Origin of the sequence: Bradyrhizobium sp. in8p8 (assembly GCF_000426845.1) — a bacterium.
Lineage (GTDB): Bacteria > Pseudomonadota > Alphaproteobacteria > Rhizobiales > Xanthobacteraceae > Bradyrhizobium > Bradyrhizobium japonicum_C.
Genome location: NZ_AUGD01000004.1, coordinates 138,672 through 152,870, shown reverse-complemented (window position 1 = coordinate 152,870; position 14,199 = coordinate 138,672). Strand labels below are relative to the sequence as shown.

Annotated in this window: 12 protein-coding genes; 4 read left to right on the top strand and 8 right to left on the bottom strand. The window is 65.3% G+C overall.

Features of this window, described 5'->3' with window-relative positions:
- Positions 1–101: 101 nt before the first annotated feature.
- The 5 genes from K408_RS0113330 to K408_RS0113310 all read right to left on the bottom strand — a co-directional run bounded on the left by K408_RS0113330 (position 102) and on the right by K408_RS0113310 (position 4,540).
- Complete coding sequence (locus K408_RS0113330; RefSeq protein ID WP_024339171.1) at positions 102–794, bottom strand: AprI/Inh family metalloprotease inhibitor; 693 nt, start codon at positions 792–794, stop codon at positions 102–104.
- Entirely contained in the window at positions 794–1,783 is a 990-nt protein-coding gene (locus K408_RS0113325) for a 2-hydroxyacid dehydrogenase (RefSeq protein ID WP_024339172.1), read from the bottom strand. Before K408_RS0113325 ends, K408_RS0113330 begins: the two co-directional genes overlap by 1 nt.
- The gene (locus tag K408_RS0113320) at positions 1,783–2,601 is read right to left on the bottom strand and encodes an ABC transporter permease (protein WP_024339173.1); all 819 of its coding nucleotides are present in this window, start codon (positions 2,599–2,601) and stop codon (positions 1,783–1,785) included. Before K408_RS0113320 ends, K408_RS0113325 begins: the two co-directional genes overlap by 1 nt.
- On the bottom strand, positions 2,598–3,413 hold the full coding sequence (locus K408_RS0113315; RefSeq protein WP_024339174.1) for an ABC transporter ATP-binding protein: 816 nt from the start codon (positions 3,411–3,413) through the stop codon (positions 2,598–2,600). Before K408_RS0113315 ends, K408_RS0113320 begins: the two co-directional genes overlap by 4 nt.
- 104 nt (positions 3,414–3,517) lie before the next feature.
- Complete coding sequence (locus tag K408_RS0113310; protein WP_024339175.1) at positions 3,518–4,540, bottom strand: ABC transporter substrate-binding protein; 1,023 nt, start codon at positions 4,538–4,540, stop codon at positions 3,518–3,520.
- A gap of 138 nt (positions 4,541–4,678) precedes the next feature.
- Between K408_RS0113310 and K408_RS0113305 the strand changes: the two genes are divergently transcribed.
- From K408_RS0113305 to K408_RS0113295, 3 genes are all read left to right on the top strand, one after another.
- Positions 4,679–5,485, top strand: coding sequence for a creatininase family protein (locus tag K408_RS0113305; RefSeq protein WP_024339176.1), 807 nt, complete (start codon positions 4,679–4,681; stop codon positions 5,483–5,485).
- Between the two features lie 138 nt (positions 5,486–5,623).
- Positions 5,624–5,887: a hypothetical protein gene (locus tag K408_RS0113300; RefSeq protein ID WP_024339177.1), complete on the top strand. Its 264-nt coding sequence runs from the start codon at positions 5,624–5,626 to the stop codon at positions 5,885–5,887.
- Positions 5,888–6,268: 381 nt separating this feature from the next.
- Complete coding sequence (locus K408_RS0113295) at positions 6,269–8,233, top strand: carbohydrate porin (RefSeq protein WP_024339178.1); 1,965 nt, start codon at positions 6,269–6,271, stop codon at positions 8,231–8,233.
- A gap of 95 nt (positions 8,234–8,328) precedes the next feature.
- Here the strand turns inward: K408_RS0113295 and K408_RS0113290 are convergent, their stop codons facing one another.
- A complete protein-coding gene (locus K408_RS0113290) occupies positions 8,329–10,404 on the bottom strand; it encodes a methyl-accepting chemotaxis protein (RefSeq protein ID WP_024339179.1) in 2,076 nt (691 codons plus the stop codon).
- 243 nt (positions 10,405–10,647) lie between these two features.
- Between K408_RS0113290 and K408_RS0113285 the strand changes: the two genes are divergently transcribed.
- Positions 10,648–11,943: a hemolysin family protein gene (locus K408_RS0113285; RefSeq protein WP_024339180.1), complete on the top strand. Its 1,296-nt coding sequence runs from the start codon at positions 10,648–10,650 to the stop codon at positions 11,941–11,943.
- Positions 11,944–11,964: 21 nt separating this feature from the next.
- Here the strand turns inward: K408_RS0113285 and K408_RS0113280 are convergent, their stop codons facing one another.
- Positions 11,965–12,207, bottom strand: a complete 243-nt coding sequence (locus tag K408_RS0113280; RefSeq protein WP_024339181.1) for a PilZ domain-containing protein — start codon at positions 12,205–12,207, stop codon at positions 11,965–11,967.
- A gap of 76 nt (positions 12,208–12,283) precedes the next feature.
- Positions 12,284–13,972, bottom strand: a complete 1,689-nt coding sequence (locus K408_RS0113275; RefSeq protein WP_024339182.1) for an FMN-binding glutamate synthase family protein — start codon at positions 13,970–13,972, stop codon at positions 12,284–12,286.
- Positions 13,973–14,199 lie beyond the last annotated feature (227 nt).

Sequence of the window (14,199 nt, the reverse complement as noted above, 5' to 3'; positions counted from 1 at the left end):
CGAACGGGAATTGCCTTGGCAGGCGATCTTCGGCCCATCCGAGTTCGTCCCCGTCGGGACCCGACCAAACGCGGCACGGCATCAACGTTATCAGCCGCCGCCTACTGCCGCAGCATGATCAGGGGATCGGCGGTGTCGGGGACACGACGCCATTGGGCGTGATCGTCGGCCTCGAATTGCCAGGCCTCACCCGATTTCGACATCAGGATGATCTGGCCGCGCTCGAGGCGCCATTGCGTCGGATTGAACTGCGCAACCGCCGCGTCGCATCTCGGCTTGAGGAAGACCTGGAAATTGTCCGGGTCCGCTTCGGTGTTGGTCAGCGTCAGCCCGCAGACCGGCTGGCCGTTGCCGCGCACCATCGACCAGTCGCCGATCATCTGGTCCATCGACTTCGCCATGGAACGCGCGGCGGCGAGATCCTGCAGGATGTAGACGCCTTCGCCCTGCCGCAAGCCCTCGAAGATGCCGGCCTCGACCTCGGTGAAGTCGATGACGGCCTCGCCGGCCGCATCCTGCAGGCGGACGATGTCGAGTCCCCTGACGCTCCAGGCGACGATGTCCTTGGTGAAGGGCAGCGCCGTCTTGCAGGCCGGCTCGAGCTCCAGCTTTAAGCCCTGGCCAGCGGCATCACCCTTCAGCGTGACGACGCAGGTCTTGCTGCGCTCGGTGGTCGAGAGCTCCCACTGACCCGGCATCTGCTTCTTCAGGCTCGTCGCATCCTGCGCACGCGCAGAACCCACCGCGGCTGCACATGCCATGATGGCGAATGCGAGGAGCCGAGGCGCGGTCATCAGCGCCCCTTGACCGGCGTTTCCGCGACCGGCGTCAACGGCGCCTTGCCGGCGAACCAGGCCTTGAGGTTGTCGACCACGAGCTGGTCCATCGCGTTGCGCGTCACCACCGAGGCCGAGCCGATATGCGGCAGCAGCACGACGTTCTGCATGGACTTGAGCTCGTCCGGCACGTTCGGCTCGGCCGCGAACACGTCGAGGCCGGCGGCGAGAATGGTGCCGGATTTCAGCGCCTGGATCAGCGCCGGCTCATCGACCACCGAGCCGCGCGCGACGTTGATCAGCACGCCGCGCGGGCCGAGCGCCTTCAGCACCTCGGCATTGATCATCTTGTTGGTCGAGGCGCCGCCGGGCACGATCACCATCAACGTGTCCACCGCCTTCGCCATCTCGATCAGATCGGGATAGTGCTTGTAGGAAACGTCCTTGGACGGATTGCGGGAGTGATAGACCACCGGCACCAGCGAGGCATCGAGCCGGCGCGCGATGGCCTGGCCGATCCGGCCCATGCCGACGATGCCCACCTTGCGGTCGCGCAGCGAACCGACGCTCAGCGGATAGTTCTGGGTCTGCCAGAGCCCGGAGCGGACATAGCGGTCGGCCTTGATGAACTCGCGCAGGGTGGCGATCAAGAGGCCCATCGCAACGTCGGCGACCTCCTCGGTCAGCACGTCGGGCGTGTTGGTGACGATGATGTCGTGTTCGGCCGCATATTTGGCATCGACATGGTCATAGCCGACACCAAAGCTCGCCACCATTTCCAGCTTGGGCAGCTGCGACAGCGAATCCCTGTCGGCGCGCACGGTGTGATAGGTCACCGCGACACCGCGGATCTTGTCGCGGACCGCCGGCGTCAGCCGCTCGAGATCGCCGCGCGTCTCCGCCTTGTGCACGACGAAATGATCGGAGAAGCCGTTTTCTAGGATCGGCCGCACCGGCCCATAGATCAGAAGGTCGATCTTCTCGGACGAAATCGAACCGGCGGTCATCAGTCTTCCTTTCCAAGCGCGCTCTCATGCCAGCGCCGCAAAACGAGGTGCGAAACTAGCGCCAGCACCCCATAGATGACAATCCCGGCGAGCGACAACAGAAGCAGCGCCGCGAACATGCGGGGTATGTTCAGGCGATATCCCGATTCCGCGATCCTGTAGGCGAGCCCGGAGCCGGCGCCCGCAGTTCCCGCCGCGATCTCGGCGACGACCGCGCCGATCAGCGACAGGCCGCCGGCGATGCGCAGGCCGCCAAGAATGTAGGGCAAGGCCGCGGGCAGCTTGAGAAAGCGCAGGGTCTGCTGCGGCGAGGCGCCATAGAGCTGGAACAGGCCGGCGAGGTTGCGATCGACCGAATTCAGCCCGAGCGTGGTGTTGGACAGCACCGGAAAGAAGGCAACGATGAAGGCGCACACCACGACCGCAGTCTGCTGCTCGAGATAGATCAGAAGCAGTGGCGCAATCGCGATGACGGGCGTCACCTGAAGCACGACTGCATAGGGGAACAGCGAGTACTCCACCCATTTCGATTGGTTGAACAGCAGCGCCAGCGCAATCCCGCCGATGCTGGCGGCGACAAAACCCTCCAGCGTGGTCAGCAGCGTGGTGGCCAGCGATTGCGAAAGCACGGCCCAGTCCTTTATCAGCGTCAGGACGATGACAGACGGCGCCGGCAACACATAGGGCGGGATCCCCTTGAGGCGGACCAGCAGCTCCCAGGCGATGAGCCCCGCCGCGAACACGATGAGGGGAAGCACGAAACGCATCGCGCGTCGTGCGCCGGACGGTTTTGCGGTGACGGCAGCTTGCGCGGTCATAGCGTCGACCGTCCCGCATAGGATGGCGCCAGCGCAGCCGACACTCTTCGGCAATAGTCCGAATAGGCGGCCGAGGTGCGAAACTCCTCGGCTCGCGGCTCGACGGTCTCGATGCGGATGTCGGCCTGGATCCGGCCGGGCCGCGCGGTCATCACGATGACGCGCTGTGACAGGTAGACGGATTCGAACACCGAATGGGTGACGAAGATGACGGTCTTGCCGAGCGCTCGCCATAGCGCCAGCAGATCGTTGTTGAGGCGGAAGCGCGTGATCTCGTCGAGCGCCGCGAACGGCTCGTCCATCAGCAGAATGTCGGGATCAGTGACGAGCGCGCGCGCGAGCGACACCCGCATCTTCATGCCGCCGGAGAGCTCGCGCGGATAGGCGTCGGCGAAATCGGCCAGCCCGACGCTGGCGAGCGCCGCGTCGGCACGCGCGCATGCCTCCGCCTTCGGAATCCGACCAAGCCTCAGAGGCAGCCTCACGTTCTCGCGCACGCTGGTCCAGGGCATCAGGGTCGGCTCCTGAAACACGAATCCGATGCCGTGGCCCGGCTGCATCTCGCCCTCCGGCCGCGCCACCCGCACCGTGCCTGAAGACGCCGCAGTGAGGCCTGCGATGATGCGCAGGGCCGTCGACTTGCCGCAGCCGGACGGCCCCAGCAGCGAGATGAAGTCGCCCTTGCGCACGGCAAGGTCGAGGGGGCCGAGCGCCATTACGCCGTTGTCATAGGCTTTCGTCACGCCGCGCAGGCTGACGGCGAGAGCCGTCAGCTTGGCCTCGACGGTGGGTGGCGTCGGATTCGCCATCATTGATGGGCGGCCGTTGTGGAGCTCGGTCGCGCCGCGTCTTTGACCTCTCCCCATCGGGCAGAGGTGGGCGACGCCGCTACACCGTGGATTGGTCCCGGCATGCGCTACGGCTTGTTGGGGCGCAGCTCGACGCCGACGCCCTTGTTGACGAAGCGCAGCGTATAGGATTTGCGGAAGTCGAGGTCCGCCTTCACGACGCCGGCCTTCACCATCTTGTTGAAGAAGGAAGTATAGCGCTCGTCGCTCATCGCGCCGATGCCGTTCTTCAGGCTGTCGCCGGAATCGACGATGCCGTGCTCCTTCATCTTGGCGACGGAATAGGCGAGCAGATCGTCGGTCATCTCCGGATTGAGCTTCTTGATCATGGCATTGCCGGCGGAGTTATCGCGGTAAAGGTAGTTGTACCAGCCGATCATGGAAGCATCGACGAAGCGCTGGACCAGGTCGGGCTTCTTCTCGACGATGTCACGGCGCGTCTCGATCAGGGTCGAATAGGTGTTGAAGCCGTAATCCGCAAGCAGCAGCACGTTGGGCTTGAAGCCGGCCGCCTTCTCGACCGCGAAAGGCTCGGAGGTGACGTAGCCCTGCATCGCGCTCTTGGGATTGGCGATGAAGGGCTGCGGATTGAAATTGTAGGGACGAACGTTCTTCTCGCCGAAACCGTATTCGGATTTCAGCCACTGGAAGTAGCTGGTCATGCCCTCCTTGGAGACGAACAGCGTCAGCGGCTTGAGGTCCTCGATCTTGCCGACCTTCGCGTCCGGATGCGTCAGCATCACCTGCGGATCCTTCTGGAAAATCGCGGCGATGGTGACGACAGGCACGTTGTTGGTGACCGCGTCGAACGACATCAGCGTGTTCGCGGCCATGAAGAAATCGATCTTGCCCGCGATCAGCAGCATGCGGTTGTTCTCGTTGGGGCCGCCCGGGACGATAGTGACGTCAAGCCCGTATTTCTTGTAGGTGCCGTCGGCGACCGCCTGGAAGAAGCCGCCATGCTCGGCCTCGGCGACCCAGTTGGTGCCGAAGGTGACCTTGTCCAGCGTCTCGGCGCGGGCCGGTGCAAGAGCGACCAGAGCGGCGATCAGGCCCGCCGTTAGCGCTCGCCGCAAATGAGAGGGGGTCATGATGGCACTCCGTCGATCGTGGCTGGCCGATATGAACGCGACGCGATAGAACCGCATGACGCCAGGGGACGCGAGCCGGCCGGGCCCGCGTCCCCTCATACCCCAAATTACGTGACAAATTCAGGCAGGGAAACCTTGATGACGCCGCCTCGCGACTGGATCGACATCGACTGGGCTCATGCGAGCCCCGCGGATGTGTCGCGATGGATCGCGGTGCTGCCGCTGGCTGCGACGGAGCAGCACGGCCCGCATCTGCCTGTGACAACCGACGTGCTGATCGCGGACGCCTATCTGGCGCGCGTACGCGAGTTGTTGCCGGCGTCCGTTCCGGCCTGTTTCCTGCCGGTCGAGACAATCGGGATCTCCACCGAGCATATCGACTTTCCGGGGACGCAGACGCTGCCGACCGAAACCGCGCTGAAGAAATGGACGGGGATCGGCGAGGACGTCGCACGCCGCGGCGTAAAGAAGCTCGTCATCGTCACCAGCCATGGCGGCAACAGCGCGGCCATGATGCTGGTGGCGCAGGATCTTCGCGCGCATCGGAAGCTGTTCGTGGTGACGACGTCGTGGTCGCGGCTCTCCGGCGCCGACAAGCTGTTCCCGGCCGATGAAGTACGCCACGGCATTCACGGCGGCGCGGTCGAGACCTCGATCATGCTGGCGCGCTATCCCGACCAGGTGCGCAAGAGCGCGATCGCGGATTTTCCCGCAAGCAGCATCGCGATGGAGCGGCAGTATCGCTGGCTGTCGACCCAGCGTCCGGCGCCGTTCGCCTGGCAGGCGCAGGATCTGAACGCCAGCGGTGCAGTCGGCAATGCGACGCTGGCGGTGGCCGAGAAAGGCGAGCAGCTGATCGATCAGGGCGCGACGGGCTTTTGCGAGCTGCTCGGCGAGGTCGATAACTTCGACGTGAACAGGCTGGCCAAAGGCCCCCTCGGTTAGCTCACATCCATCTGGATTCGTTCGGGAAAAGGGCGCGCACCAGCGCCTCATCCGCCGGATTCGAACCGGACGCGAAGAGGCTCCGTCCAATTGGGCACGCGGGCCACAACGGACCGCCTCAATCCGGATGGAGTTCTCATGTCGACCAGGACCAAGATTGCCGCCGTCGCCTTCGCTGCCCTCGCCGTCGCCGGCAGCATCGTGTCCACCACCTCCTCGGCTGAAGCCAAGCAGCCCGCCTGGGTCTGGGGTATGGGTGCCGGCCTCGCCACCGCCGCCGTCGTCGGCTCCGCGATGGCTGCCAGCAACGACCCCTATTACTACGGCTATCATCGCTGCGGCTGGGTCGCCCAATACAACGCCTTCGGCCAGTACGTCGGCCGCGTTCGTACCTGCTACTGATCTGAGTATCTGAGGCCGATCTCACGTGGATCCTGCGTCCGACACGGGCGCCTCATCCACCCCGTGTCGTGCCCCCGACCCCGTCCGGCTGTCCCCCCGGGCGGGGTCATCCATTTCCTGCGCCGGAGCCGTTGTTGCACTCCCGTCACAAAGCAGTGCGAAGCATCCACTTGCAACAATCCCCACATTTTGCAGTTGCGAATGGATTGCAATAAGGCTGCGGTAGCCGTGGGAACTTGGGGCTAAGTAGCATCGGTTCGCGTGGACGATCGAGGCTTGATGACAGGGCCCCCGCGAATCGGCAGGGATACTGCGGCGGGTGGAATAGACTTGCGTTTGGGGGCGTGCGTTTTGACGTTGAGAGGTCACCGTTACAGGTCCTTGCGGACGGCTGCGGCGATTGCCTGGGGCGCGCTGGCTTTTCCCGCCGCCGGCCAGGCGGCTGATCTGGTGCTGAAGGCCCCCGCCTTGAAAGCGGTCTACGACTGGGCCGGACTCTATATCGGCATGCACACCGGATTCACCCGCGGCACGTCCTCGGCCACGCTCGCCGATCCCACGGTCGCGACCGACAACCACGTGTTCAACGGCATGACCGGGGGCGTCCAGGCCGGCTACAATTGGCGCCTCAGCTCGGGGGTCCTGCTCGGCGTCGAAGGCGACATCTCGTTTCCGAACTACCTGCCCTCCAATCACGTCGTGTCATCGGCTGCGACCGGGCTGTCGAGCGCGGAGGAGCGCTGGGACTATGTCGCGAGCCTGCGCGCGCGGCTTGGCTACACCAGCGGCAACGGGCTCCTTTACGCGACCGGCGGGCTCGCCTTTGCCGGCGAGCGCTTTCTCTCAACGCCCATCAACGACGTCGAGGACAGGCGACTGCACACGAGACTCGGTTGGGCGGCTGGAGCCGGCCTCGAATACGGGTTTGCGCCGCACTGGACGGCACGGCTCGAATATCTCTATCAGGGTTTCGACCGCGCGGCGGTGAGCTTTCCGTCGGGCGTGAACTACGCATCGACGTTGGACATGCACGCCATCCGCCTCGGCCTCAATCGCAAGGTCGATTGGCCGGGCCTGCCGAGCTACAACCCGAAAAGCTCTCTTTTCGACACGGAATCCGATCGCTGGGAGATCCACGGCCAGAGCACCTATCTGCCGCAAGGCTATCCGTCATTTCCCGCGCTCTATAGCGGACCGAACTCGCTCTCGCCGTCGCGGCAGGCCAAGGCGACGTGGAGCAACAGCCTGTTCCTGAACGCACGGCTCTGGGACGGCGGCGAGGTCTATTACAATCCCGAACTGCTTCAGGGTTTTGGATTGAACGACACCGTCGGTGCAGCGGGCTTTCCCAACGGCGAGGCGCAGAAGTCGAACTTCCCTTACCCACATTACAACGCCTCGCGCCTGTTCGTGCGCCAGACGTTTGGATTTGGCGGCGAGCAGGAGGAGCTCGCGAGCGGCCAGCTGCAGCTCGCCCAGAAGGCCGACGTGTCACGCCTCACCCTGCAGGCCGGCAAGTTCGCGGTGGTGGACGTGTTCGACGGCAATGCCTATGCAAAGGACACCCGCCGGGATTTCATGAATTGGTCGATCTGGGCGCCCGGCGCCTTCGACTATTCCGCCGACAGAGTCGGCCTCACCTACGGCGTCACTGCCGAACTCAACCAGCGGCAATGGGCACTGCGCGGCGGCTATTTCCTGATGGTGGCGGAGTCCAATGGGAATCACTTCGACACCAGGGTCGGGGAGCGCGGGCAATACTTACTCGAGCTCGAGACCCGGTTTTCGCTGTTCGGCCGCCCCGGCAAGCTCAGGACCATAGGCTGGCTGGACAGCGCCAATATGGGCAGCTTCCGCGAGACGCTGGACAATCCCGGACTCAACCTCGACATCGCGCGGACCCGGCGCGGCCGCCTGAAGTACGGCTATGTGCTCAACGTCGAGCAGGCGATCACGGACGATGTCGGGCTGTTCGGCCGCTGGAGCTCGAACGACGGCAGGACCGAAACCCTCGCCTTCACCGACATTCATCGCAGCCTGTCCGGCGGCCTCTCGATCAGGGGCGCGGCATGGGGGCGCTCCGACGACGTGATCGGCATCGGCGGCGCCATCAACGCGATTTCTCGGGACTATCGCGACTTCCTCGCCGCCGGCGGCCTCGGCGTTCTCGTCGGCGACGGCGCGCTCAACTACCGCAAGGAGCGCATCCTCGAGACCTATTACGCCTACGCGCTGAACAAGAACCTCACCCTCACCGGCGACTACCAGCTCATCGTCAACCCCGCCTACAACGCCGATCGCGGACCCGTGTCGGTGTTCTCGGGGCGGCTGCACGGGGAGTTCTGAGCCTATTCAGCACGGGCTCGATGGTCGTTCACCTCTCCCCGGAGGGGAGAGGTGTTCTTGTCCTCGGCTTGCATCGAGCCAATATTCTGCGGCCTTTACGCCACCCGGATCGCGTCCAGGAATTTTCCGACCTCGGCCTTGAGACGGGTGCTCTCGCCGGACAGCGACTTCGCGGACGTCAGCACGTTGGCGGAGGCCGATCCGGTCTGGCTGGCGCCGCGCTGCACGTCGACGATGCTGGCGGAGACCTGCTGGGTGCCGCGCGCGGCCTGCTGAACGTTGCGAGAGATCTCCCGCGTCGCCGCGCCCTGCTCCTCGACCGCCGATGCGATGGCGGACGCGATCTCGGACATGCGCGTGATGGTGTCGCCGATCGCCTTGATGGCGCCGACGGAGTCCTCGGTCGCGGCCTGGATGCCGGAGATCTGCTGGCTGATCTCGCCGGTGGCCTTGGCGGTCTGCTCGGCCAGCGCCTTGACCTCGGAGGCGACGACGGCAAAGCCGCGGCCGGCCTCGCCGGCGCGCGCCGCCTCGATGGTGGCGTTGAGGGCCAGAAGATTGGTCTGGCCGGCGATCTGGCTGATGAGCTCGACGACGTCGCCGATGCGGCCCGCGGCCCTGGCGAGCTCGCCGACATGATCATTGGTGCGCGTCGCCTGCTGCACTGCCTCGCCGGCGATGCGCGCGGAATCCTGGACTTGACGGCTGATCTCGTCCACAGACGAGGCCATCTCCTCGGCCGCGGCGGCGACGGTCTGCACGTTGGTCGAGGCCTGCTCGGACGCGGCCGCCACCGTCGCGGTGACCTTTTCCGACTGCTCGGCCGTGCTCGTCAATGTTCCCGCCGACGCTTCCAGCTCCGAGGAGGCCGACGAGACGGTATTGATCACGTCGCCGATCATGGCTTCGAACTCGCGCGCGATCTGGTCCATGCGCTGGCTGCGCTTGAGCTTCGCTTCGGCTTCGGCCGCGGCGGCCTCGTCGGCGGCCTTCTTGGCGAGCAGCGAATCCTTGAAGTGCTGGAGCGAGCCCGCGACCTGGCCGATCTCGTCGTTGCGGCCCGTTGCAGGGATCTCGACCTCGTGCCGTCCTGCGGCGAGCACCCCGATCACGTCGGCGAGCTTCGCAAGCGGCGTCACCACGCGCCTGCGCAACATGATCGTCACGCCAGCGAGCGTCCCGAGCAGCGCCGTCACGACGACAGCGGCGAGCGCGAGCATCGCCAGCGCGCCGTCGCGCGCGGCGGAGGCGCGCTCGGCTGCTTCCGCCAGCGCGGCGTCACGCACGCCGTAGAACATCTGGATCGCCGGCACGATGACTTTCGCGAGCTCGTCCGCCGTGGCGCCGTACTTGCCGTCGCTCCGGGCCGCAGGAAGCTCCTTGTCCACGGCGACCGCTGCTTGTCCGAAGTAGGATTCCGTTGCCGCCTTCAGCGCGGCGGCGATGCGGGCGGGATTTCCAAGCTGGTCGACTCCGGCCTCGATACGCTCGCGATCGGCCTCCACGCGTCCCTGCATGCGGTCCATCAGCGACAGTTCAGCCGCGGTGAGCGGGCGGCGTGCGGAGAGCGCCGGGGACAGCGTGGCGGCGCGGCTGCCGGCCGAGACACGCAGATCCTGAGCCGTTCGCGCCAGGCTCAGGAGTGCGGCCAGCGAGGAATCGACATTGACGACCTTTGCCTCGAGACGGTTCATGACCGGTTCGATGTGGCCGATGACCTCGGCAACACCGGGCAGGAAGCCCTTTGTCGCCGCGCTGTCACGCGCCGCGAGCGGAACGCTCATCGCCCGATCGGCAGCGGTGGTGATATCCTTCAGTCGCCGTGCGGCCCGGTCGATATTCTCGGCGATGGCGGCCCCGTCATCCAGCACCAGGACAGCGCGCCGTGCCGCCTCGAAGCCCGCCTCGGCAGCTTTCGCAGCCTTCGTCGCAGCTTCGAGCTGCGCCTGCGTCGCAGCGCCTTCCTGGAAGATCGGTCCGATGTAGGGCGCGCGAAGGCTCGCGACGTGCTGGCTGGCCATCAGCGTCGCGCCAAAAGCGTCGACGGTTTTGATCGCGTCCGAGCGGTTCGTGAAGATGCGCGCCTGGGGTATCAGCACCTCTGCGCCGAGGATGACTGCAAATACCGTCACCGTCAGCATCGACAGTGCGAAGAGCTTCCCAATCCGCATCTTTCAGTCCCCAGCTAGATTTCTGCAATGTCGAAACCTAGCCGTCGGGCCACTAAGACCCCGTTAAGCAACGATCCGTAGTTCCGCGGAGCGTCAGGTCGTCGCGGCGGCCTGGATACCGCTGGCGGACGCGGGTTCCCTTCGATGCCAAATACGCAGAATTGCCCGCATTCTCCTCAGTAATACCTATATCAGTGACTGGCGCGCCGATGCGCGACACACTTATTTACCTCCGGAAGGTCAATGCTCTCACTCGAACTCGCTATCGTCGTCGTGCTGATCGTCATCAATGGCCTGCTCTCCATGTCCGAGCTGGCCGTGGTCTCGTCACGTCCGGCGCGTCTGTCGCTGCTCGCGGCCAAGGGCGTGCGCGGCGCCGAGCGGGCGCTGACGCTGGCCGCCGATCCCGGCAAGTTTCTCTCGACGGTGCAGATCGGCATCACCCTGGTCGGCGTGCTCTCCGGGGCGTTCTCGGGCGCGACACTCGGACAGCGGCTGACGCAATGGCTGCTCGAGCTCGGGCTGTCCAAGGGCATTGCCGACATCATCGGCGTCGGCATCGTCGTCACGCTCATCACCTACGCGACGCTGATCGTCGGCGAGCTGGTACCGAAGCAGGTCGCGCTTCGCGACCCCGAAAGCATCGCAGTCAGGGTCGCGCCCGCGATGCACGTGCTCGCGAAAATATCGCTGCCGCTCGTCTTTCTGCTCGACGTCTCGGGAAAGCTGATCCTCACGCTGCTCGGCCGCGGCGGCAAAGCGGACGAGAAGGTCTCGGAGGACGAGATCCATCACCTCGTCAGCGAGGCCGAGAGCGCGGGCGTGCTCGAGCCCGGCGAGAAAGAGATGATCGCGGGCGTGATGCGGCTCGGCGATCGGCCGGTCGGTGCGGTCATGACGCCGCGCACGGAGGTCGACGAGATCGACCTGAACGACGATCCGGCGGTCATCCAGGAAATCATCGCCAAGAGCCCGCATTCGCGCTTTCCCGTCTCCGACGGGGACCGCGACACGCCGATCGGCGTGCTCCAGGCCAAGGACCTGCTGGTCGCCTATATGAACAAGCGCGATCCTGACCTGCGCGCGCTGGTGCGCGAGGCGCCCGGCATCCCGGTGTCGGCTGATGCGCGCGACGTGCTGGCCATCCTGAAAGCTGCGCCGGTTCACGTCGGTTTCGTCTACGACGAATACGGTTCCTTCGAAGGCATGGTGACGGCTGCCGACATCCTCGAGTCCATTGTCGGGGCCTTCCATTCCGAGGCGGGACCGCCGGAGCCGGCCTATGTCAGGCGCGCCGACGACTCGCTCCTGATCTCCGGCTGGATGCCGGCCGACGAATTCGGCGAGCTGCTCGGCATCGAATTGCCGCCGCACCGCTACAACACGGTGGCCGGCCTCGTGCTGCAACAGTTCAACGTGCTGCCCAGCGCCGGCGATGCCTTCGACGTCGGCGGCTGGCGCATTGAGGTGGTCGATCTCGACGGGCGCAGGATCGACAAGATCCTGGCGACCCGGCGGAGCGAGCAGGCCGCGGCGTGAGTTCAGCACGCCTGTGTGGCCTTACCCGAACTTCACGCCGATCCGCCTTTCCTTGCGCCATACCACGGTACAGGCCCGGTGAGTTCCATCCGCCTGAACGAAGAGGGTGAAGCGCTCGGGGATGCCGACGGGGCTCGTGACATCGAGCGCCGCACCGGTGTCGGAAAGGTTGCGGACGGTGCAGTCGATCGCGCCGCCGCCGAACTCGATCGTTCCGGCCTTCAGCACGCGATGTCTCGCCCTGCTGCGTCGTTCGTCGCCCATGAGCCCAATTTACACCCAAAGTTGAAACAAACGTTAAGTGCGGGCTGAAGTCGGGATGAATCAGGCAGCCGGCATCCTACAGCGCCGGCTGAAACGTCTCCGGGCGCGCCATTCGCCAGGCGTCGCGAAATCGCGGGTCTTCAGTGCCTTCGAGCAGCTCGCCCGGGCGCAGCGCCGGATAGAGCTGCGCAAACGATTTCACGTCCGTCGTCGAGCTGCGCTGGGTGAAGTGGATCGGACGCAGCTGCTGCGGATGGTCGAGGCCGGCCGCGGCGATCAGCTCCGTCAGCGAGTGCAGCGTCGCGTGGTGATAATTGTACACGCGATCGATCTTGAGCGGCACGTAGAGCGCGCGGGCGCGCGTCGGATCCTGCGTCGCGACTCCGGTCGGGCAGCGGTCGGTGTGGCAGCTCAGCGACTGGATGCAGCCGAGCGAGAACATGAAGCCGCGCGCCGAGTTGCAGTAATCGGCGCCGATCGCCATCGCGCGCGCCATGTCGAAAGCGGTCGCGATCTTGCCCGAGGCGCCGATCTTGATGCGGTCGCGCGCATTGATGCCGACCAGCGCGTTGTGGACGAAATTGACGCCCTCGCGCATCGGCATGCCCAGATGATCCATGAATTCCAGCGGCGCGGCTCCGGTGCCGCCCTCATTGCCGTCAACGACGATGAAATCCGGATAGATGCCGGTCTGCAGCATCGCCTTGCAGATCGCCAGGAATTCCCAGGGGTGCCCGATGCACAGCTTGAAACCGGCCGGCTTGCCGCCGGAGAGGCGGCGCATCTCGGCGACGAACTGCATCATGCCGACCGGCGTGGAGAAGGCGCGGTGCGAGGCCGGCGAGATGCAGTCCTCACCCATCGCTACGCCTCGTATCTTGGAGATCTCCTCCGAGACCTTCGCCGCAGGCAGCACGCCGCCGTGGCCCGGCTTGGCGCCCTGGCTGACCTTGAGCTCGACCATCTTGATCTGGTCGTCGCTCGCGACGCGCGCGAACGCTTCGGGATCGAAGGTGCCGTCGAGATGGCGGCAGCCGAAATAGCCCGAGCCGATCTCCCAGATGATGTCGCCGCCCATCTCGCGGTGGTAGGGGCTGACGCCGCCCTCGCCGGTGTCGTGCGCGAAGCCGCCCTTCTTCGCGCCGGCATTCAGCGCCCGAACGGCGTTGGGGCTGAGTGCGCCAAAACTCATCGCGGAGATGTTGAACACCGAGGCGGAGTAGGGCTTTGCGCAATCCGGCCCGCCGATGACGACACGGAATTTTTCCGCGGCATGCGGCTTCGGCGACACCGAATGATGCATCCACTCGTAGCCTTCGCGGTAGACGTCCTCCTGGGTGCCGAACGGCCGCTTGTCCAGCTCCATCTTCGCGCGCTGATAGACCACCGCGCGGGTGTCGCGCGAGAACGGCATGCCGTCCTTCTCGCTCTCGAAGAAATACTGCCGCATCTCGGGCCGGATCTCTTCGAGCAGGAAGCGGATATGCGCGGAGATCGGGTAGTTGCGCAGCACCGCGTGGCTCTTCTGCAGGAGATCGCGCACCCCGAGCAGCGTCAGCGCGCCGAAGATCAGGATCGGGACCAGCATGATGTCGAAGATCTTGCGATCCGCCAGGCCGATGCCGATGAGAAGTGCGGTGACGATCGCGCAGATCGTCAGCACAATGAAGCGGGGCGAGAATGGAAGCAGCAGGGTCTCCATGATCCCCTCTTCCGCCAGCGGCAGACGTTTGGGAGATTGCTGCGTCTTGTTGTCCTCGGCCACGATCACATCCTCTCGCCAGAAGGCGCTACGATACGCCCGCGCCTGTCATACGGATATGACGCGGCCCTTGTTTCAGGCTAGCGAATTCGGCCGAGAGAAATCAATCAGCCCGATGGACCGGGTTGCGGTGCAGCAAGAGGATGGAAGAGCGACAGCCGCCACCAGACAGAGCTGCCGTCCCGGGCAAGCTTGAGCGGCAGAGCCGGGACGACGAGCTGAATGTGGCG